Raw genomic sequence first — 20,830 nt, forward strand, 5'->3', positions numbered from 1 at the left:
CTCACAACTATATCTAAGTATTTAACAGGAGTTGTGTTAAATATAAAAAAGCTTTTCAATTGAAAAGCTTTTTTCGGTAATAAAATTTAATAATTTATCTATGCTTCTGCATATTCTTCTGTTGGGGGGCAGGTACACATAAGATTTCTGTCTCCAAAAGCTTCGTCAACTCTTCTAACGCTAGGCCAGAATTTATTATCATGAAGATGTGCAAGCGGATAAGCCGCTTTCTCCCTGGAATATGGTAGTTTCCATTCATCTGAAGTTAACATATGAATAGTATGCGGTGCATTTTTTAATACGTTATTGGTATCTTCAGATGTTAGCTCATCTATTTCCTGTCTAATAGAGATCAGGGCGTCACAAAAACGGTCCAATTCAGGTTTACTTTCGCTTTCTGTTGGTTCGATCATCATTGTTCCTGCAACCGGGAAGGAAACAGTTGGAGCATGAAAACCATAATCTATTAGTCGTTTGGCGATATCGGTTACTTCAATTCCTTGGTCTTTAAAAGGTCTGCAGTCTATGATCATCTCATGAGCAGCTCTTCCTCTTTCCCCTGAATATAAGGTTTTATAATGGCCGTTGAGCCTGGCCTTAATATAGTTGGCATTTAAAATAGCATACTCAGTGGCTTTTTGAAGACCGCCGGTTCCAAGCATTTTTATATATCCGTATGAAATAAGGCAAACTAAAGAAGATCCCCATGGTGCAGAAGAAATTGCTCCAATGGCTTTTTCTCCTCCGGTTTTAATTACTGGATTTCCAGGTAAAAATGGTTTTAACTGTTCTGCAACACAAATTGGTCCAACTCCAGGCCCGCCACCTCCGTGAGGAATGGCAAATGTTTTATGTAAATTTAAGTGACAAACGTCTGCTCCAATTCTTCCGGGATTGGTCAATCCAACCTGAGCATTCATATTGGCACCGTCCATATACACCTGTCCTCCATTCTCATGGATAATATTTGTAACCTCCCTAATGGCAGATTCAAACACCCCATGCGTAGAAGGATATGTAACCATTAATGCGGCAAGGTTATCTTTATGTTTTATAGCTTTTTCTCGTAGATCATCAACATCTATATTGCCATTTTCAGAAGCTTTTGTAACCACCACTTTCATTCCGGCCATTACTGCAGAGGCAGGATTGGTTCCGTGTGCAGATGAAGGTATAAGACAAACATTTCTATGCCCTTCTCCGTTCGATTCGTGATAAGCTCTGATAACCATCAATCCGGCATATTCTCCCTGCGCACCTGAATTAGGCTGAAGAGAAGTTGCAGAAAATCCGGTGATTTCAGTTAATTGATCTTCCAGTTCTTTTAAAACTGTTTGATATCCTTCTGCCTGATCTACCGGAGCAAATGGATGCATATTCCCCCATTGGGGGTTGCTTAATGGAAGCATTTCTGAAGCTGCGTTGAGCTTCATAGTACATGACCCCAATGAGATCATGGAATGATTCAGAGAAAGATCCTTGCGTTCCAGTTTTTTGATATAACGCATCAATTCAGTCTCTGAATGATAAAGATTGAATACTTCGTGCGTTAAAAATTCAGTTTTTCTTTCAAGGTTTTCAGGGATCGCCGATCTTTTAGAAAGCTCTTCGATCTCCGTTTTATTTTTATCGGCAAGTTCAGCAAAAACGGCAACTATCGCATTAAGATCATCGGTAGTGGTTGTTTCATTTATAGAAATACACGAGCTGTCCGCATCTGGGTAGAAGAAATTGATCTCATGCTTTTCAGCAATCTCTTTTAATTTTGATGCACTTGCTTTAACATGAATAGTGTCAAAATATGCTGAATTCAATTGTTCAAAACCAAGTTCCTTTAAACGGTCTTCTAAGGATACCGCCGATGCATGTACGATATTCGCAATATATTCAAGACCTTTTGGTCCATGATACACAGCATACATCCCGGCCATTACAGCCAGTAGAACCTGGGCAGTACAAATATTTGAAGTTGCTTTATCTCTTTTGATATGTTGCTCTCTTGTTTGAAGAGCCATTCTTAGAGCATTGTTTCCATCCAGATCTTTGGTTAAACCTATAATTCTTCCTGGGAGATTACGTTTGTATTCTTCTTTGGTAGCAAAAAAAGCAGCATGAGGTCCTCCGTAACCAAGAGGAATTCCAAAGCGTTGGGTTGTTCCTACAACCACATCCACTCCCAATTCTCCGGGCGCCTGAAGTTTTACAAGACTTAAGATGTCTGCAGCAACGGCGGTCTTTATATTTGCTTTTTTACAATTTTCAATAAAATCTCCATAATCAAAAATTTGTCCGAATTTCCCTGGATACTGCACTAAAGCACCAAAATAATCTTCAGAAAAATCGAATTCTTCATGATTACCAACCACCATGTCTATCCCAAGAAAATCTGCCCTGGTTTCCATTAAAGAGATCGTTTGTGGCAGAGTTTGTTGAGAAACAAAGAACTTATTTACATTATCTTTCTTTTGTTTTCTATCGCGAACTGCATGCAATAATGCCATAGCCTCAGCTGCTGCAGTAGACTCGTCAAGTAGAGATGCATTTGCAATCTCCATTCCCGTTAGATCACTAACCATGGTTTGGAAATTAAGTAAAGCTTCCAAACGGCCTTGTGCAATCTCTGCCTGATAAGGTGTATAGGCAGTATACCAACCCGGATTTTCAAGAATATTTCGTTGAATGACGGCAGGGAGAATAGCCTGATGATAACCAAGGCCTATATACGTTTTAAAAACCCTGTTCTTTTCCGAAAGCTTTTTAATATGCTCGGCATATTGATTTTCACTCATCGCCTTTGGAAGATTCAAAGCCTCGTTTAGCCTTATATCATCCGGGATCGTCTCGTAAATTAATTGCTCTATAGACTCAACGCCAATAGTATCCAGCATTTCCTGTAGATTTTCTGCTTTAGGGCCTATGTGACGTAATGCGAAAGAATCTGTTCTCATTAAAATAAATAGTTGTGTTTTTCGTGCTGCGAAAGTACATAATTTCATGCTAATTTTTTAAAGTTTAGGGGGATACAGTTGTTAAGATTTCGAGGGCTTTAATTACTATGTGATTTTATACGTAATTTCGCAGCATGAAGTATTGGAGAAATGCTTTCGAACTTTATCTAAACAGCAGCATTCATGTATCTCTCGCAGTTGTTGCTTTTACATTTATCACTTTTTTAGAACATGATCTTAACCTTGATCTAATTCTAATATTTTTCATTTTTTTTGCCTCAATTACGGGCTATAATTTTGTGAAGTATGCTGGAATAGCAAAGCTTCATCATCTCAGCCTGGCTAAAAATCTTAGAATAATCCAGGTCTTTTCTGGAATCTGCTTTATTGCACTGGTTTATTTTTCTTTCCAATTAAAAATGGATGTTCTAATTGCAACAGGAATATTAGGCATATTTACGTTGCTTTATGTGCTTCCTGTTTTTGGCAGTGGCAATAGTCTTCGCAGTCTACCAGGGATGAAAATCTTTATAATAGCAACGGTGTGGGCCGGGAGTACAGTAATACTTCCCCTAATTAATGCTGAGAAATATTTAGGAACAGAATTAATCGTTGATTTTATACAGAGGCTTCTCTTGGTGATTATTCTCACGCTTCCTTTTGAGATTAGAGATCTAAACTTTGATAATGAGAGGCTGGGCACAATTCCTCAGAAACTTGGGAGTTTTATGACCAAGGTTTTTGGAACTTTTTTGATCGTTTTGATTTTCTTAATAGAACTATATCAGAAATCGTTTAGATCAAACGAATTTTTGGTGTTGATAGTAATTCTTATGTTAAGCGGAGTTTTATTGTGGCGGGCTAAAGAAACACAGAAAAAATATTACTGTTCATTCTGGGTGGAAGGGGTTCCAATAGTATACCTTGGAATATATCTTATTTTTGAGTTCGTTCTTCCGCAAATTCCTTTTTAATTTGCTCACGCCATTGCTGTTTTTTTTCCTCAGGACATGGTTCAAGTTTAGACTTGTGTATAAGATTTGTAAGTTTAGAATTCTTGGCTGAGAATTTCCGGCAGGTTCTACAGAAAGCAAGATGTAATAACAATTTTGCCTTTTCAAATAAATTCGCTTCGTCGTACTGAGATTTATCGCAACACGTAGCTGCTTCAGAACAGTCAAAAAAAAGAAACTTACCTTTCTTACTCATAATTAAAACCAGTTTTTTTCTAAACAAGCTGCCAGTGCTGTTCTGGCTCTATGTATAATAACCCAGAGGTTAGACGGGGTGATATTAAATTCATTACATATGGCTTCAGTATCTGCACCATCGATTGTTTTTCTTTTGAAAATTTCTGCGTGCTTTTCGTTAATAGAATCAAGACAATCTAAAATAGCCAACCCCAGTTCATTATTCTCCATTTCATCCTCCGCACTTCTGTCAAATTGATCTGCTACTTGCTCTTCCAGCCATTCACCTTCATTGTAATCGTCAGAATATTTGATCTTTACTTCAGCTTTCCCTTTTCTTGAATTGATCTTGCGATAGTAATCTATAATTTTTCTCTTTAAAATAGAAATTAACCAGGTTCTTTCACTTGCCTCACCTTTAAAATTTTTAGCCGACTTTAATGCTGCCAGAAAAGTTTCTGAAATAAGATCGTTCGCCACCTCACGATTGTTTACCCGAACGATCGTATAATTAAAGAGATAATCTGAATATTTATCAACCCATTTATTCGGGTCGAGGGAGTTAGCTGGCATGATCTAGATTAAAACGATTCTAATCAAAAATAGCAAAAGAAAGTTTATCTAAAGCTATAGAGAACATAAGATTTCTGGTGCCTACACCTGTTTTGGCTATTTTGATATTAAACCGGCTCTTCTCAACAATGCATCTGGTTTTGGTTCTTTTCCGCGAAAACGTTTATAAAGTTCCATTGGGTGTTCAGTTCCACCTTTAGATAGTATATTTTCCCTGAATTTATCGGCTATGTCTTTGCTGAAGATGCCATTTTCGGTAAAGTACTCAAAAGTATCAGCATCCAGAACTTCTGCCCATTTATAAGAATAATACCCGGCAGAATAGCCTCCCTGGAAAATATGAGAAAATGCGGTGCTCATACAATTTGAAGGTACATCCGGGTAAAGTTTGGTTGCCTCAAAAGCTTTTAATTCATGCTGCTTAACATCTTCAATATTAGAAGGGTCAATCCCATGCCAGCTCAGATCCAGCATTCCAAAACTCAACTGTCTTAAAGTAGCCATTCCCTCGAGGAAATTTGCTGATTCTTTAATCTTGTCTATATATTGCTGAGGAATGGCTTCCCCTGTTTTATAATGCCTGGCAAAAAGCTGAAGCGATTCTTTTTCGTAACACCAGTTTTCCAGCACCTGGCTTGGTAACTCTACAAAATCCCAATATACGTTAGGTCCCGAAAGGCTGGGATAGGTAGTGTTAGCCAGCATACCATGCAAAGCATGACCAAACTCATGGAAAAGTGTAGTTACCTCATTGAAAGTAAGTAATGAAGGGGCTTTTTCTGTTGGTTTTGTGAAATTACAAACGATAGAAATATGGGGGCGTTCATTTTTATTATTCTGCACGTATTGATTCTTGTATATGGTCATCCATGCACCATCTCTTTTTCCTGGGCGTGGGTGGAAGTCAGCATAAAATAAAGCAACCTCTTCACCTAATTCATTTGTGACTTCAAATGTCTTTACATCTTGATGATATTTGTCAATATTCTGAACCTCCTTAAAATTAAGCCCATAGAGCTTTTGGGCTACTGTGAAAACACCATCGATTACATTTTCAAGCTTGAAATAAGGTTTTAACTTTTCATCGTCAAGCTCAAAAAGCTTTTGTTTTAGTTTTTCTCCGTAATAAGCAGCATCCCATTTTTGAAGCTGATCTATCCCCTCAAGATCTTTAGCGAAATTTTCAAGTTCTTTGAATTCTCTCTCGGCTGCTGGTTTTGCTTTATCAAGCATTTCATCCAGAAAAGAATTTACCTTTTCTGGAGTTTCTGCCATACGTTCTTCCAGTACAAAATGAGCATGAGATTCAAAGCCCAATAGTTGAGCTCTCTTATACCTTAATTTTGCAATTTTGAGAACATTCTCCTGATTGTCTAATTTATCATTATGAAATGCTCTTGAACCAAAAGCCATAGATAGCTCTTCTCGAAGTTCACGATCACTGGCATATTTCATAAAAGGAATATAGCTTGGATATTCTAGGGTGAAAACCCAGCCTTCTTTATTCTTAGACTTAGCAACAGATTTGGCTTCATCTTTAAAGCTTTCAGGCAAACCGGTAAGTCTTGATTCTTCGGTTACAAGTAGTTCGTATTTGTTAGTTTCAGCTAAGACATTCTCTCCAAACTGAAGGCTTAGTTTTGAAAGTTCTTTATCTATTTCCCTAAGATCATTTTGTTTTTCATTTGGCAGGTTGGCTCCATTGCGAGTAAATGCTTTGTATTTTTTTTCAAGGAGTGTAGTTTGCTCTTTGGTTAGATCTAGAGAACCAATTTTAGCGTATACCTCTTTAATTCTTTCGAAAAGCTCTTTGTTTAAAATAATATCATTTTTGAATTCTGAAAGAACGGGAGATACTTCCTGGGCTATCTTCTGGATTTCTTCGTTAGTTTCTGCAGAATTTATATTAAAAAAGATGCTTGTGACTCTATCCAGTTTTTCGCCAGAGAATTCCAGAGCTTCAATGGTGTTTTCAAATGTTGGTGTTTCTTCAGAATTTACGATCTCCTTAATTTCTTCTCGGGCAAGCTCTACCGCTTTTAAAATAGCCGGTTGGTAATCCCCGGTTCTAATTTTTGAGAAGGGGGCGTATTCGAAATCTGTAAGTAGTATATTCTCAGAACTCATTTTGGTATATTTTAGTTTAACGCTATAGATGAAATAAATTAACGCTAATGATGATTTTTAAGATTTTTTTAATATTTTAGTCGATTCAAGTTAAAATGAACCTATTAAGATATAGTAGTTTACAAAGTTCTGGTTTTATATTTAGAATGGTTAATAAATAATAAGTACAGATAAAAAATGTTTACTACTCGAAAGGCCGCATCAGCGGCCTTTCTTATTTTTTAAGAGATTTTGCTCCTTCAATAACCTTTTGTTTCAATCCTTCTTTGTACACAAGAATTTTATCTAATACACATTTATCAGAAGTTCCAATGATTTGAGCTGCCAGGATTCCGGCATTTTTAGCACCATCGAGGGCAACTGTTGCTACAGGGACACCTCCTGGCATTTGAAGTATAGAAAGTACAGAGTCCCAGCCATCAATAGAATTTCTGGATTTCACAGGTACACCAATTACGGGAAGCGGAGACAAGGAGGCTACCATTCCTGGCAAATGTGCCGCTCCACCGGCTCCGGCAATAATAACTTTAATTCCTTTTTCATGGGCTGCTTTGCTGAATTCAAAAAGTTTCTCAGGTGTTCTGTGAGCCGACACGATATCTACTTCTACCTCAAGATCAAAACCTTTTAAAATATCGATGGCTTCCTGCATTACCGGCATATCGCTGGTACTACCCATAATAACTGCTACTTTTCCCATTCTTACTGTTGTTTACTTATCACTTTAATACTATTCTTAACTTTTTCCGCAACCTCACGTGCCTTCTTCAAGTCTTTATCCACAATAGTTACATGTCCCATTTTTCTGAAAGGCCTGGTGATCTTTTTTCCGTAGATATGAGGTGTTACTCCGTCCATTTTCATGATCTGTTCAATATTTTCATAAACAACCTCGCCTTCATGATCTTTATCTCCCACTAAATTTACCATGATGCCGCCTACCTTACTTTCGGTATTTCCCAGGGGAAGATCAAGGATTGCACGTATATGCTGCTCAAATTGATTGGTGTAAGAGGCTTCAATGCTATAATGGCCACTGTTATGAGGTCTGGGAGCGACTTCGTTTATTAAAATCTGATCATCTTCGGTCTGGAACATTTCTACGGCTAGTAAGCCTACATGTTGAAAGGCTTCGGAGACTTTTTCTGCTATTTTCCTGGCCTTACCGGCAATTTTCTCATTAATACGAGCCGGACAGATCACATATTCTACCTGATTGGCTGTTGGATGAAATTCCATTTCAACCACGGGATAGGTTTTCATTTCTCCGGAAGGATTTCTTGCCACGATCACCGCCAGTTCGTTCTTAAACGGAATCAATTTTTCTGCAATACATTCTCCTTCTGGTAAAATTTCTAATTCTTCTTTTTTCTTTATAACAGAAACTCCTTTTCCATCATATCCGCCTGTGGCGCTTTTCCATACAAAAGGAATTTTTATATTTTCATTCTCTACAGCATTTTTCAAGTCTTGAATAGATTTAAAAACTTTAAATTCTGCGGTTGGAATATCTTTTTCCTGATAAAATTTTTTCTGAACAGCCTTATTCTGGATTTTTTCCAGAGTGTTTGCTGATGGAAAAGTTTTTATTCCTTCAGATTCAAGTTTTTTGAGTGCATCAATATTTACTCCTTCAATTTCGAAGGTAACAACATCTGCTTTTCTACCGAAGGCCAGGACAGTTTCGTAGTCCATAAGATCACCCTGCTCAAAGTGATTGCATGAAATTTTACATGGAGCTTCCTCACTGGGGTCAAGAACCAGGGTTTGGATATCATATTTTCTGGTCTCATATAACATCATTTTACCTAACTGGCCTCCACCTAGAATTCCAAGTTTAAAGTCTGAAGAAAAATAATTTACCATAAATTAAATAGGCTTTTCGCAAAAATAACCTATTCGTAATTCCTGCCATAGATATTCAATAAGAAATCAAGGGGTAAGGCTTATTGAGATTCCTTATCTTTGCCACTTAAAATTTGACAATTTTGGTGAAATTACATGATCTTGAATTTGAACCCTTCATTTCTGAGGAGAAAATTATGATTGCGATTACCGAAATTTCAGCAACACTCAACAGAGAATATGCAGATAAGAAGCCGGTTTTCCTTGGAGTTTTAAACGGCTCTTTTATGTTCGCTTCAGAAATTATTAAGCGATTTAATGGAGATTGCGAGGTCAGTTTTGTGAAAATGGGATCTTATGATGGGACTGAAACTACCGGAAATGTGAGAACCCTTCTTGGTTTAAATCAGGATTTGAAAGGGCGACAGGTGATTTTGCTGGAAGATATTGTAGATACAGGAAATACGCTGGTTGAAATTGATCAGATTCTTAAAAAGGCTGAGGTGAAAGATTATAAAGTAGCTACTCTGTTTTTTAAACCAGAGGCTTATAGCAAGAATATTCCTATTCAGTATAAGGGATTGGAAATACCAAATGAATTTATTGTAGGTTTTGGTCTGGATTATGATGGTTTAGGCCGTAATCTCACACAAGTATATAAACGCAAATAAGTAAAATGACAAATTTAGTGCTTTTTGGCCCTCCGGGCGCAGGTAAAGGAACTCAGGCAACTATTCTTAAAGATAAGTATCAACTTATTCATATCTCTACAGGAGACGTTTTCAGGTTTAATATTAAAAACCAAACTGAATTAGGTCTAAGTGCTAAATCTTTTATGGATAAAGGTCAGTTGGTGCCAGATGAGGTAACCATTAATATGCTGCAGGCTGAGGTGGAGAAGAACGAAGGAGCTAATGGATTTATTTTTGATGGTTTTCCACGTACCGAAGCACAGGCAGAGGCTTTAAGCACTTATCTTAAGTCTAAGGGTACAAAAGTTCATGCCATGATCGCTTTAGAAGTGGATGATGAGGTGCTGGTACAGCGATTGCTGGAAAGAGGTAAGACTTCGGGAAGGCCGGATGATGCCGATGAAAAAGTGATAAGAAACCGAATTAAGGTATATTATGATGAAACTGCCATTCTGAAGAATTTTTATCAGAAGCAGGATAGGTATTATGGAGTTGATGGCGTAGGAAGTATTGAGGAGATCACAGAGCGACTAAGCAAGGTGATAGATGATTTAATGAAACAATAAAAAATGACTGAAGGGAATTTTGTTGATTACGTAAAAATCCATGTTTTTTCCGGGAAAGGAGGAAAGGGTTCTGCTCACCTTCACAGGGAGAAATATATAACCAAAGGAGGACCGGATGGCGGTGACGGTGGTCGCGGTGGTCACGTAATTGTAAAAGGGAATAAAAATCTCTGGACATTATTTCACCTTAAATTTAAACGCCATGTAAAGGCCGAACATGGTGGAAATGGAAGTAAACAAAGAAGTTCAGGAGCGCAGGGAACAGATGAGTATATCGAGGTTCCTTTGGGAACGGTAATTCGTGATACAGATACTAATGAGATCATTAAAGAGATCACAGAAGACGGTCAGGAATTTATCGTGGCAGAAGGTGGAATGGGAGGCCGCGGAAACTGGCATTTTAAGAGCTCAACAAATCAAACTCCGCGTTATGCCCAACCCGGTATAGATGGCCAGCAAGTAGATATTACACTAGAATTAAAAGTATTGGCAGATGTGGGTCTGGTAGGTTTTCCAAATGCCGGTAAATCAACTTTACTTTCTGTGATCACAGCAGCCAAGCCTAAGATCGCTAATTATGAGTTTACCACTTTAAAACCAAATCTTGGAATTGTAGAATATCGTGATTTTAAGACTTTTGTAGTGGCAGATATTCCCGGTATTATTGAGGGTGCTGCTGAAGGTAAAGGTTTGGGACATAGATTTTTAAGGCATATTGAGCGAAATTCAACGTTATTGTTTCTTATTCCAGCTGATGCTAAGAATATTAAAGAGCAGTATGATATCCTGTTAGATGAATTAAAGCGTTATAATCCTGAATTGATGGATAAGGACCGGTTGATCGCGATTTCAAAAAGTGATCTTCTGGATGCGGAATTAAAAGCTGAAATGGCTCAAGAACTCGATAGCGAACTCAAACTTCCTTATATCTTCATTTCATCTGTAGCGCAAGCAGGACTTACTGAATTGAAGGATAAATTATGGCAAATGCTGAATAAAGAGCCTGTTTAAATCCTGTTAAACCTATAAAGTCTGGAACTGATTTTGCTTATTTTTAGTAAAAATCAGATTATGAGACTATTAAAATATGCTTTTTTATTCCTGTTTATAGCTGCCTGTAATTCTCCAAAGGCGGTTTATGATTATGATCAACAGGTAAATTTCAATCAATATAACACCTATTCAATTTTCCCCGATCTGCAAACAGGATTGAGTCAGTTGGATGAAGCCAGATTAATGGAAAGTATTCATTCAGGAATGAACGGGAAGGGATTCTCTCAGTCCGAAGATCCAGGCGTGTACGTAAATGTATATACCAAAAGATTCGAGCAGGATAACCGCAGTAGAGTAGGGGTTGGAATTGGAGGTGGAGGCGGTAACGTTGGAGTTGGAGTTTCTGGCGGGATTCCTGTTGGCCAAATGGATAGTTACTTAGAACTTACTTTTGACTTTATAGATGTAGAAAACGACGCACTAATATGGCAGGCGGTAGTTGAAAGTCCTTTTAATATCAATGCCAAGCCACAGGAGAGGCAGGCTAAGTTTGACAAAATTGTAGCAAAGGCTTTGGAAGCATATCCTCCTGAAAAATAATCTTTTTCTTTTACGCTAAATAAAAAAGCCCCGCAAATTGCGGGGCTTTCACTTTTTGATTGGTTAGTTAGTATCAGTTAGAAAACTTAGTTTTCGTCTTGATCTTCCATTTCCTCTTCGTCCATTTCTGGTTCTTCCATATCAGTATCTTCATTCATAGATCCATTTCGGTTAGATACTACGAACACACTTCTACGGTTTTTAGCATACTGCTCTTCTGTACAACCTGTTGGTTCAGTACAATCATTAGTAGGTCTGCTTTCTCCATATCCTTCAGAGATTAGCCTTCCTTTGTCGATCCCGTTTTCAACAAGATAGTTTACAGTAGAAGCAGCTCTTCTTTTAGATAAAGCCATATTGTAAGAGTCAGTTCCTCTTGCATCTGCATGAGACTCAACTTTCACTTTAATATTAGGATACTGGTTCATGTAGGTTACAACAGAGTCTAATACCGGTTTAGATTCAGGCTTAATTGTCGCCTTGTCGAAATCGAAGTAGATCTTGCTTCCATCAACCGGAATAACATCCTGACCACTTGTTTCATCAGTTACCGTTGGAGCTTCAATAATTTCGTTCTCTTCACGAGTAAATTGATACAGGTTATCTGTCCCTCTTCTGTTAGAGGCAAAGAATCCCATTTCTTCACTTTCTTTAATCACGAAAGCAAAATCGTCATTTCCACTATTGATAGATTCACCAAGGTTTTCTACTTCTGAAAAATCTCCTTCAGATCTGTAAATATCAAGATTTCCAAATCCCTGATGTCCATCTGAAGTGAAATAAAGAACGTCTTCATCACTAATAAAAGGGAATTGCTCTCTGTGAGCAGTGTTCACTCCAGCTCCAAGATTTTGAGGAGTTCCGTAAGTTCCATCTTCATTCACATCTACTACGTAAATATCAAAAGATCCACTTCCGCCAGGCATATCGCTTGAGAAGTATAACTTAGTTCCATCAGCACTTAAGCTTGGGTGTTCTACTGAATATTCTTCACTACTAAATGGTAGTTTTTCAACATTTGTCCATTCACCATCTACATTTTCAGCACGGTAGAGACTGATGTGCGCTACGCGAACATCATTTTCATTTTTAACCCTGTCTTCATTAGTTCTGTCAAAAAACATCACCATACCATCCTGACTGAAGGTAGCAGAACTTTCGTGCTCATCAGTATTAATAGCATCAGAGAAAAGAACAATATCGGTCATTTCACCTTCATCATTCATTTCGGCACTGTAAAGATCTAATGTAGGAAGCTTATTCCATGGGTAGATTGGACGCTCTTGATTTCTTGTGGAAGCAAAAGCTACACGGTCTCCGTAAAATCCAATTCCGAAGTCTGAAGAAGACTGGTTGTTCATCACCTGGTCATAGTTGAATTTGTGAGGAACCATAGTATCCAGTTCACTTGCAAATTCTTCATGATCCCAGTTTTCGCCAGTTAATGCATTCATCATTTCATCAGCTTTTACGTAATTACCAGCAGCCATTAAGGTGTGGGCATATCTAAACTGATACTCAGGTTCTACAGCTCCTTCATGTCTAAGGAAAAGCAATTCATATACTTCAGCCGCATTCTGCATCTGATTTGTATAGAAATAAGAGTCTCCAAGATTTTGAAGAACCATCTGAGATTTATCATTTACATTCTCGTAAGCATCTGCTGCATCTACATAAGCTGCCTGGGCGAAAAACTTGTCTCCATCCCTAATGTCAGACTTTTGAGCGAAAGCAGTAACGCTTACAAAGAGTATTAAAAGTGTACTATATATATTTTTCATGTTATTCGGGTTTTAGAAGAATCTAGGTGATTTGTCATATCCTTTTTTAAGACCGAATAGATCGAAATCAAATAAAAGCATGATCTCGTGTGATCCATCGTTACTTAAATCGTAGGTTGGATAATCGTAAGCATATCCAATTCTAAGGCCTGGAGTAACTCTGAAGTTAACCAAACCGGTTATAGTTTCGTCAAATCTATAACCTACACCTGCTTCAAGCCTGTCGTACAACAAAACGTTAGCATTTACGTCAACTGATAGTGGAGCTCCCTGTACACCTCTTACCATAGTAGAAGGCTTTAATTTGAAATTCTCACTAATATCAAATACATATCCACCTGTTAAATAGTAATGTATCTCTTCAGTACCACGGTCACGTAGTAATTGGCTGCTGTCCAGGTGATCTGAAGTTAATAGGTTAGGGGCAGAAACACCTAAATAGTGATTGTCTCCAAACCAGTAAGCTCCAACTCCGAAAACAGGAAATATCTCACTCACGTTCTCAAATGCAGGGTCATTAGGATCATTGACCACTAAACCAGATAGGTTGGCGTCAAAAGTTGTAAGACCTGCTTTTGCACCAAAAGACAAATTAGTGCTTTCACCAGTTGGTATTACATAAGCGAAATCTGCAGTAATGTTGTTTGTTTTTTCAACATTTCCAATTTCGTCATGAACAACAGTTAGTCCAAGTTCTACTCTCTCGCTAACGGGAGTGTGGGCAAAGAAGTTGAGGGTGCGAGGTGCACCATCAACGTCTGTCCATTGCATTCTATAAATAGCTCCCAGATCCAGCATTCCCGGATCGTCTGTTGCGTATGCAGGATTCACCATACTCATGTTATACATATACTGAGTGAAAAGTGGATCTTGCTGGGCGAATCCTTTTATAGAAAAAAGGATAATGCCTGCGAATAATAAATATTTTGTGATTATTTTTTTCATTTCGTTCTCTTATTTATCCTAATTATCTACTTAAGTATACTGTTCCTCTTACAGGCTCTGTGCTACCATCGTTGTAATTTAGATAGTAGAAGTAAGCCCCCACAGGTAGAACATCGCTACCGAAAGAACCTTCGGTGCTAAATCCATCCCAGTCAGGAGTGTTTGCATTTCCTTTGTAAACTACGTCTCCGAATCTATTGCGGATTTCCATAGTGAAATTAGGATATTTGTCTCTGATATTTCTGATCTCAAATCTGTCATTCAATCCATCGCCGTTAGGAGAGAAACCTTCAGGAATCGTAAGCGGACAATCGTCATCTATAGTAACTGTCACTGCTAATCTAACTGAACTTTCACATCCTGTGTCAACATTGAATAGAGTTGCATAATATGTCACTCCGTTTTGAAGAGACGTACCATTGTTTAATGCATTATCTCCATCTGCGGAATCGTACCAGGTAACTGTTCCTGTTTCGTTGATTAGATCTGTAAGATCTGCTAATGTTGCATCATCAAATTCGCAGAATGTTGGATTTGTCTCAGAAATTGTAGGTGTAGCTGCATCATTAATAGTCACTGAAATCTCAGTAGCTTCAGATTCGCATCCACCATCATCATTTCTTTGTGTTACATAGTAAGTACCAGTTGCTAAAGCATCTTCGGCAGCAAGCATCATTGTTAGATCTTCGTCTGAATAAAAAGTTAGATTAGATCCGGTTGCTGAAAGATCTGCTCCTGTAGCGCCATCTGTTGCACAGAAAGTAAATGGATTGCCATCTACTGTTGGAGCACCAGGTGCTTCTTCAACTGTGACAGTGAATTCAGCTGTATCATCTCCACAATCATTAATTGCTTCAACAGTGTAAATTACGGTATACTCACCAGCTGCAAGATCGGCTGGGTTCAACATTCCATCTGCAATCACATTTCCATCAAGAGTAAACTCTCCGGTAGTATCAGCATCAATAGATAGGAAAGAGAAAAGATCCTGAGCGTCTTCATCCATACAAACACTTAAATCCATATTCATACCTGCAAAAGCAGATTCAAGAACGGTAATAGTGAATGTAGCTGAAGCTTCTCCTACAGTACAAGGTGAATCGTCAGTAAGGGTGTAGGTAATTTCAAAAGAACCTTCACCTTCCAATCCTGGACTAAATATCCCATCTTCATAGCCTTCAAATGTTCCATTCGGATTTGCATCTTCCGGTAAGAAAGAGAATAGGTCTACGTCCTCTGCATTTCTACAGATAGGATCTGGATCTGCGATATCGCCGATTTCGGCAGGCAAAGAATCTACAACATTAATTGTAAGTTCTACTGAATCAGAACAACTTCCATTGCTAATTGTATAAGTAGTTGTGAATTCGTCCTGGTCTGGATTCGAATTATAAGAACTAATCAGCTGTTGAACTGTTGGTGCAAAGGTTCCATTTCTAGGCGTTCCATCTTCTAGTAAATCCAAATAGAAATTTCTTACTGAAGAATTATTTGGAAACAAATCATTTACCTCAACTCTACAAACGTTTGCGCTATTAGGAGCACCGGCTTCTACTGCCTCATCAATGAAAATTGTAAAAGTGGTTGAGTCGCTTGTGCCTTCTGTAACACAATCTGCAGAATCATCAACAGAATATGTTATTTCGTATCCATCTTCGTTTGAGCCTAAGGAAGTATCGAACATATCGCCATCAACACCCATTCCACTGAAAGTTCCACCAGGAACTGTTTCTTCAGTAAAGAAAGTTGTCAAATCTATCATTCCATTAGATTCGCAAACAGTTTGATCTTCAATATTTCCTGCATCTGCATCCTGTTCATTGGTGATAGTGATCTCAATTGAAATCACTCCATCATCACAAATTGACTCAGAAGGATCTGTATATTCAAAATTGAAAGTTTCAGAATCTGAAGTTGGAGTATCGATAAAGTTTGAAAGCCTAGTAGCCTCGGCAATAGCTCCATCACTAAAATTATCAGCATCAAAATCTTCTACACCAGTTTCTTCTACTAAACCTTGTAAGAAAGCTATTCCTGCTGTAGGATTAGATATCAAATCTCTTGCATCTGTAATACATAAAGTTCTGGATATAGAGGTGCTTATTGGTGAATCTTCTACTGTAATCTCAAAAGTAGTAGAGTCACTTCCAGTAACACAAGGAAGGGAATCATCTACACTATAAGTGATAGTGTAAGTTCCAGCTCCAATAGATGGGTCAAAAACGTTATCTGTAACTCCTTCCCCTGTAAACATGCCACCTGGAGTAGCATCAGGATCATTATTTTCTAAGCTAGTAAGGTCAATTGATTCATCATTTGAGCATACAGCCTCTATATTATCAAAATCACCTGCATTTGCTTCCGATGGTTCAACGATAGAAGCAGAGAATTCCGCTGTATCTTCACAAGAAGTTCCTGCTTCAACGGTATAAGTCGTATTAAACGGACCAGATTCTCCTGCTCTTATGCGGGAAGTAATACTAGGAATATCTGAGAATGTACCTGATGTGCTGCTAGCATTCCTGATTAAAGTTCTAAAATAAGCTCTAACCTGATCCTGACTAGGATTTGCAACAATTTGATCTCTACAAATTGTATTGTTAAGATTGTCATCTCCAGCATTTGCCGTACAACCCTCAACAATAACAGTGACTGTTGCCGAATCTGAGCAACTTCCATTATCAACCGTATATGTAAAATCACCAGGAGAGTCGGTTGATGGATCAAAAGTTCCATCACCAGGTGACCAGGTTCCACCCATATCTGGTGTTCCATTTAAAGAATCGAATAAATTTATTGGGTCATCAGTAGAACTTAAAGTTACCGTTCCATCTTCACCAGCATCTGGAGCGTCTTGAACAGAGATAGTAAAATCTATATCATCTTCACCAGTAACACAAGGAAGGGAATCATCTACACTATAAGTGATAGTGTAAGTTCCAGCTCCAATAGATGGGTCAAAAACGTTATCTGTAACTCCTTCCCCTGTAAACATGCCACCTGGAGTAGCATCAGGATCATTATTTTCTAAGCTAGTAAGGTCAATTGATTCATCATTTGAGCATACAGCCTCTATATTATCAAAATCACCTGCATTTGCTTCCGATGGTTCAACGATAGAAGCAGAGAATTCCGCTGTATCTTCACAAGAAGTTCCTGCTTCAACGGTATAAGTCGTATTAAACGGACCAGATTCTCCTGCTCTTATGCGGGAAGTAATACTAGGAATATCTGAGAATGTACCTGATGTGCTGCTAGCATTCCTGATTAAAGTTCTAAAATAAGCTCTAACCTGATCCTGACTAGGATTTGCAACAATTTGATCTCTACAAATTGTATTGTTAAGATTGTCATCTCCAGCATTTGCCGTACAACCCTCAACAATAACAGTGACTGTTGCCGAATCTGAGCAACTTCCATTATCAACCGTATATGTAAAATCACCGGGAGAGTCGGTTGATGGATCAAAAGTTCCATCACCAGGTGACCAGGTTCCACCCATATCTGGTGTTCCATTTAAAGAATCGAATAAATTTATTGGGTCATCAGTAGAACTTAAAGTTACCGTTCCATCTTCACCAGCATCTGGAGCGTCTTGAACAGAGATAGTAAAATCTATATCATCTTCACCAGTAACACAAGGAAGGGAATCATCTACACTATAAGTGATAGTGTAAGTTCCAGCTCCAATAGATGGGTCAAAAACGTTATCTGTAACTCCTTCCCCTGTAAACATGCCACCTGGAGTAGCATCAGGATCATTATTTTCTAAGCTAGTAAGGTCAATTGATTCATCATTTGAGCATACAGCCTCTATATTATCAAAATCACCTGCATTTGCTTCCGATGGTTCAACGATAGAAGCAGAGAATTCCGCTGTATCTTCACAAGAAGTTCCTGCTTCAACGGTATAAGTCGTATTAAACGGACCAGATTCTCCTGCTCTTATGCGGGAAGTAATACTAGGAATATCTGAGAATGTACCTGATGTGCTGCTAGCATTCCTGATTAAAGTTCTAAAATAAGCTCTAACCTGATCCTGACTAGGATTTGCAACAATTTGATCTCTACAAATTGTATTGTTAAGATTGTCATCTCCAGCATTTGCCGTACAACCCTCAACAATAACAGTGACTGTTGCCGAATCTGAGCAACTTCCATTATCAACCGTATATGTAAAATCACCGGGAGAGTCGGTTGATGGATCAAAAGTTCCATCACCAGGTGACCAGGTTCCACCCATATCTGGTGTTCCATTTAAAGAATCGAATAAATTTATTGGGTCATCAGTAGAACTTAAAGTTACCGTTCCATCTTCACCAGCATCTGGGTCTTCAACCACAGTTACTGCAAGCTCAACATCGTCTTCGCAACCTTCTGTGGTAGTAAAAGTAGCTAAGGTTGTAAATGTTTGGAAGGGATTGTCATTGTAATCACTCACAAGACTGCTTATAGTTGGATTAAAAGTAACATCTGAAGGCAAACTTCTGTCATCAACCAAGCTTAAGAAAATTTCAGTGGGGCTTTCACCGCCATCAAGCCTTTCTTCGAGATCCCCTTGACAAATAGTTTCAGATGCGTCAGCGCCAGCATCAAAGGTAATTACCTCAACAATTATCTGAGTTCTTTCATCCATTGATGTTTCACAAGGAGGAAATGGACTGTTTCTATCGTTCACAACCTGTGCTGCGAAATAATCTTCACCATTTATAAGTTCTACATCATCAGCAAGTGGTGAATTAGAAGTTCTACTTCTATACCATCTGATAGCCTGAGTATTTGGTTCAGTTCCTGAAGCCATTAAGTCGGCTACCGTTGCTCCCTCACAATAAGTTTGGTTTGCATCTGCTGTAGGAGCAGGAGATTCAAGTGGATCATATCCCACTGCCGCCCTTGTAGAAGGGCAAAGATCATTTGAATCGGAAGTATCACCATCAACCTGACCTACAAAGTAGCTATCGCCAGCTACTAATGGTTCACCATCAGCCATTGGTGTTGTGCCAAATTCTTCATCATAGACTTCTATCTGGTAACCAGAATCAGCAGTGAAGAGATCTTCAAGCTGACCAGCGGTATAACCAGAAGATTCACAGGGAGAAATAGTAAAGTCACTTCTGTCATTTGTAACAGTATTCATTGGAGTGTCTGCCGCAACTACGGTTACTGTAACAGGTACTCTGTTACAATCTTCAGTTGTACTCCCAATAAAATAGGTCTCCCCATTTGTAAGAAGTTCATCCCCATCAATAGGGTCTGTGTCGTTTTCAGTATCTGCTGTTTCATAAACAGCTCCATTTGTGGCGTCTGAATAACGTAAATCGTCTACTGTCTCAAGATAACAGTAATTTTGGTCTGAACCTGGTGTGGCGCAGTCTTGGCCATAAGAGGCCAAATTTCCAACAAATAAAATAAAGGCGAAAAGGAACCAATTAAGGCCTTTCCTCCCAAAAGTAAAATTTTGCATAGGCTAGGTGTTAAATTCAAAATTAGTATTTGGTTAAAACTCAATTAAAGTTGCGCAAATATTAAAATAATTTTTAATATGCTGAGTTAAATTAAGAAACATCTTAACATTTAATATTAAGTTGCCTTAAGTTTGCTGTAAAACAAGCTATTGGGCGCCCTAAATTTATAAAAAAAATATTTATGCTAGCAAATTTCAGGTTAATAGTCGGACTTTTTCACCTTTTCACCTTCGGATCTATGGCACAGACGGGAGTAGAAAGTGCAGAAAAATTTCTCAATAATGGGGAAATTGAGAAAGCGAGAACAATTTTTCTACAGAATAAAGAAATGCCAAAATCAATTGAATACTTGGGAGATATTGCCAGTTTTAATAAAAACTGGGATGAGGCCATAGAATATTACGAAACCTTAATCGATATGGACCCCGAAAATGCCAAGTACAATTTTAAATTAGGAGGAGCAATGGGTATGAAAGCTTATTACGGTTCTAAATTTCAGGCCGCGCTTCTCTTAGGGGATATCAAAGAATATTTAAAAAAAGCAGCAGCCATGGATCCAACTCATAAAGAATCACGCAGGGCTTTGGTAGAGTTGTATGTACAGATTCCCAGCGTGTTAGGGGGGAGTAAAACGATTGCCGAAAGCTATGCTTCAGATTTAGATAGATTAAATGAGGTGGATGCCCTATTAGCTGACGCTTACATCTACAAAAATCAGGAGTACAAAGATCTGGCGAGAAACAAGTATAATGAGGCGATAAGAGTAGCACTGAAAAAACCTGATTTATTAACCAGGAATTATTTGAAATATGAGTTGGGAGAAGCTGCTGCGATATACGAAATTCAACTTGATGGAGGTGAAAAATTTCTGAGGGAGTATATTGCGAATTATGGATATAAGGATTTAAAGTCCCCGGCATGGGCCTACCTTAGACTGGCTCAAATTGAAAGAGCAAGAAATAATCAACAGGCTGCTCTTAACCTTATTGAAAAATCTCTTGAAATAGATCCGGATTTTGATAAAGCACTTGTTGAAAAGCAAAAAATTCAACGACTTTAAGAAGCTCAATACCTTACTCAAACTCTTATATTTGCACAAAATCGT

General features: G+C 38.2%; 14 protein-coding genes. 6 read left to right on the top strand and 8 right to left on the bottom strand.

From position 1 onward, the window contains the following. Positions 1–98: 98 nt before the first annotated feature. Positions 99–2,948 (bottom strand): aminomethyl-transferring glycine dehydrogenase, encoded by a 2,850-nt coding sequence (gene gcvP / locus BLT95_RS12370; RefSeq protein ID WP_231896433.1) that lies wholly within the window; start codon positions 2,946–2,948, stop codon positions 99–101. A gap of 134 nt (positions 2,949–3,082) precedes the next feature. On the opposite strand from gcvP, the gene BLT95_RS12375 reads away from it, so the two are divergent. Continuing rightward, the gene (locus tag BLT95_RS12375) at positions 3,083–3,922 is read left to right on the top strand and encodes a hypothetical protein (protein WP_089666475.1); all 840 of its coding nucleotides are present in this window, start codon (positions 3,083–3,085) and stop codon (positions 3,920–3,922) included. A gap of 237 nt (positions 3,923–4,159) precedes the next feature. On the opposite strand, the gene BLT95_RS12385 is transcribed toward BLT95_RS12375, so the two are convergent. From BLT95_RS12385 to BLT95_RS12400, 4 genes are all read right to left on the bottom strand, one after another. After that, positions 4,160–4,711, bottom strand: coding sequence for a sigma-70 family RNA polymerase sigma factor (locus tag BLT95_RS12385; protein WP_089666477.1), 552 nt, complete (start codon positions 4,709–4,711; stop codon positions 4,160–4,162). A gap of 96 nt (positions 4,712–4,807) precedes the next feature. Beyond that, positions 4,808–6,838, bottom strand: coding sequence for a M3 family metallopeptidase (locus tag BLT95_RS12390; RefSeq protein WP_089666478.1), 2,031 nt, complete (start codon positions 6,836–6,838; stop codon positions 4,808–4,810). A gap of 214 nt (positions 6,839–7,052) precedes the next feature. Then, a complete protein-coding gene (gene purE, locus BLT95_RS12395; protein ID WP_089666479.1) occupies positions 7,053–7,538 on the bottom strand; it encodes a 5-(carboxyamino)imidazole ribonucleotide mutase in 486 nt (161 codons plus the stop codon). A 2-nt stretch (positions 7,539–7,540) separates the two neighbouring features. Then, a complete protein-coding gene (locus BLT95_RS12400) occupies positions 7,541–8,704 on the bottom strand; it encodes a 5-(carboxyamino)imidazole ribonucleotide synthase (RefSeq protein ID WP_089666480.1) in 1,164 nt (387 codons plus the stop codon). A 122-nt stretch (positions 8,705–8,826) separates the two neighbouring features. Here BLT95_RS12400 and hpt point away from each other — a divergent pair, with 122 nt between their 5' ends. The 4 genes from hpt to BLT95_RS12420 are packed head-to-tail and all read left to right on the top strand — an operon-like array spanning position 8,827 to position 11,534. Continuing rightward, positions 8,827–9,354, top strand: a complete 528-nt coding sequence (gene hpt / locus BLT95_RS12405) for a hypoxanthine phosphoribosyltransferase (protein WP_089666481.1) — start codon at positions 8,827–8,829, stop codon at positions 9,352–9,354. 5 nt (positions 9,355–9,359) lie between these two features. Continuing rightward, positions 9,360–9,941 carry an adenylate kinase gene (locus BLT95_RS12410; protein WP_089666482.1) on the top strand — a complete coding sequence of 194 codons (582 nt, stop codon included), beginning with the start codon at positions 9,360–9,362 and terminating at the stop codon, positions 9,939–9,941. Between the two features lie 3 nt (positions 9,942–9,944). Next, positions 9,945–10,952, top strand: coding sequence for a GTPase ObgE (obgE, locus tag BLT95_RS12415; RefSeq protein WP_089666483.1), 1,008 nt, complete (start codon positions 9,945–9,947; stop codon positions 10,950–10,952). A gap of 60 nt (positions 10,953–11,012) precedes the next feature. Beyond that, positions 11,013–11,534: a DUF4136 domain-containing protein gene (locus BLT95_RS12420; RefSeq protein ID WP_089666484.1), complete on the top strand. Its 522-nt coding sequence runs from the start codon at positions 11,013–11,015 to the stop codon at positions 11,532–11,534. An 86-nt stretch (positions 11,535–11,620) separates the two neighbouring features. On the opposite strand, the gene BLT95_RS12425 is transcribed toward BLT95_RS12420, so the two are convergent. From BLT95_RS12425 to BLT95_RS12435, 3 genes are read right to left on the bottom strand one after another with little or no spacing between them, the layout of a single operon-like run. Beyond that, positions 11,621–13,315 carry an OmpA family protein gene (locus tag BLT95_RS12425; RefSeq protein ID WP_231896370.1) on the bottom strand — a complete coding sequence of 565 codons (1,695 nt, stop codon included), beginning with the start codon at positions 13,313–13,315 and terminating at the stop codon, positions 11,621–11,623. A gap of 12 nt (positions 13,316–13,327) precedes the next feature. Then, positions 13,328–14,260 (bottom strand): type IX secretion system membrane protein PorP/SprF, encoded by a 933-nt coding sequence (locus BLT95_RS12430; protein WP_089666485.1) that lies wholly within the window; start codon positions 14,258–14,260, stop codon positions 13,328–13,330. A 22-nt stretch (positions 14,261–14,282) separates the two neighbouring features. Further along, the gene (locus BLT95_RS12435; RefSeq protein WP_089666486.1) at positions 14,283–19,724 is read right to left on the bottom strand and encodes a gliding motility-associated C-terminal domain-containing protein; all 5,442 of its coding nucleotides are present in this window, start codon (positions 19,722–19,724) and stop codon (positions 14,283–14,285) included. A 182-nt stretch (positions 19,725–19,906) separates the two neighbouring features. On the opposite strand from BLT95_RS12435, the gene BLT95_RS12440 reads away from it, so the two are divergent. Further along, the gene (locus BLT95_RS12440; RefSeq protein ID WP_157718058.1) at positions 19,907–20,785 is read left to right on the top strand and encodes a tetratricopeptide repeat protein; all 879 of its coding nucleotides are present in this window, start codon (positions 19,907–19,909) and stop codon (positions 20,783–20,785) included. The last annotated feature ends 45 nt before the right edge of the window (positions 20,786–20,830 follow it).

The sequence above is a fragment of the Gramella sp. MAR_2010_147 genome, assembly GCF_900105135.1.
Lineage (GTDB): Bacteria > Bacteroidota > Bacteroidia > Flavobacteriales > Flavobacteriaceae > Christiangramia.

Coding starts and splice junctions, on each gene's coding strand:
- BLT95_RS12440 (WP_157718058.1), top strand. CDS start 19,907: ATGCTAGCAAATTTCAGGTTAATAGTCGGACTTTTTCACCTTTTCACC.
- obgE (WP_089666483.1), top strand. CDS start 9,945: ATGACTGAAGGGAATTTTGTTGATTACGTAAAAATCCATGTTTTTTCC.
- BLT95_RS12410 (WP_089666482.1), top strand. CDS start 9,360: ATGACAAATTTAGTGCTTTTTGGCCCTCCGGGCGCAGGTAAAGGAACT.
- BLT95_RS12435 (WP_089666486.1), bottom strand. CDS start 19,724: ATGCAAAATTTTACTTTTGGGAGGAAAGGCCTTAATTGGTTCCTTTTC.
- BLT95_RS12385 (WP_089666477.1), bottom strand. CDS start 4,711: ATGCCAGCTAACTCCCTCGACCCGAATAAATGGGTTGATAAATATTCA.
- BLT95_RS12400 (WP_089666480.1), bottom strand. CDS start 8,704: ATGGTAAATTATTTTTCTTCAGACTTTAAACTTGGAATTCTAGGTGGA.
- purE (WP_089666479.1), bottom strand. CDS start 7,538: ATGGGAAAAGTAGCAGTTATTATGGGTAGTACCAGCGATATGCCGGTA.
- BLT95_RS12430 (WP_089666485.1), bottom strand. CDS start 14,260: ATGAAAAAAATAATCACAAAATATTTATTATTCGCAGGCATTATCCTT.
- BLT95_RS12420 (WP_089666484.1), top strand. CDS start 11,013: ATGAGACTATTAAAATATGCTTTTTTATTCCTGTTTATAGCTGCCTGT.
- BLT95_RS12390 (WP_089666478.1), bottom strand. CDS start 6,838: ATGAGTTCTGAGAATATACTACTTACAGATTTCGAATACGCCCCCTTC.
- gcvP (WP_231896433.1), bottom strand. CDS start 2,948: ATGAGAACAGATTCTTTCGCATTACGTCACATAGGCCCTAAAGCAGAA.
- BLT95_RS12425 (WP_231896370.1), bottom strand. CDS start 13,315: ATGAAAAATATATATAGTACACTTTTAATACTCTTTGTAAGCGTTACT.
- BLT95_RS12375 (WP_089666475.1), top strand. CDS start 3,083: ATGAAGTATTGGAGAAATGCTTTCGAACTTTATCTAAACAGCAGCATT.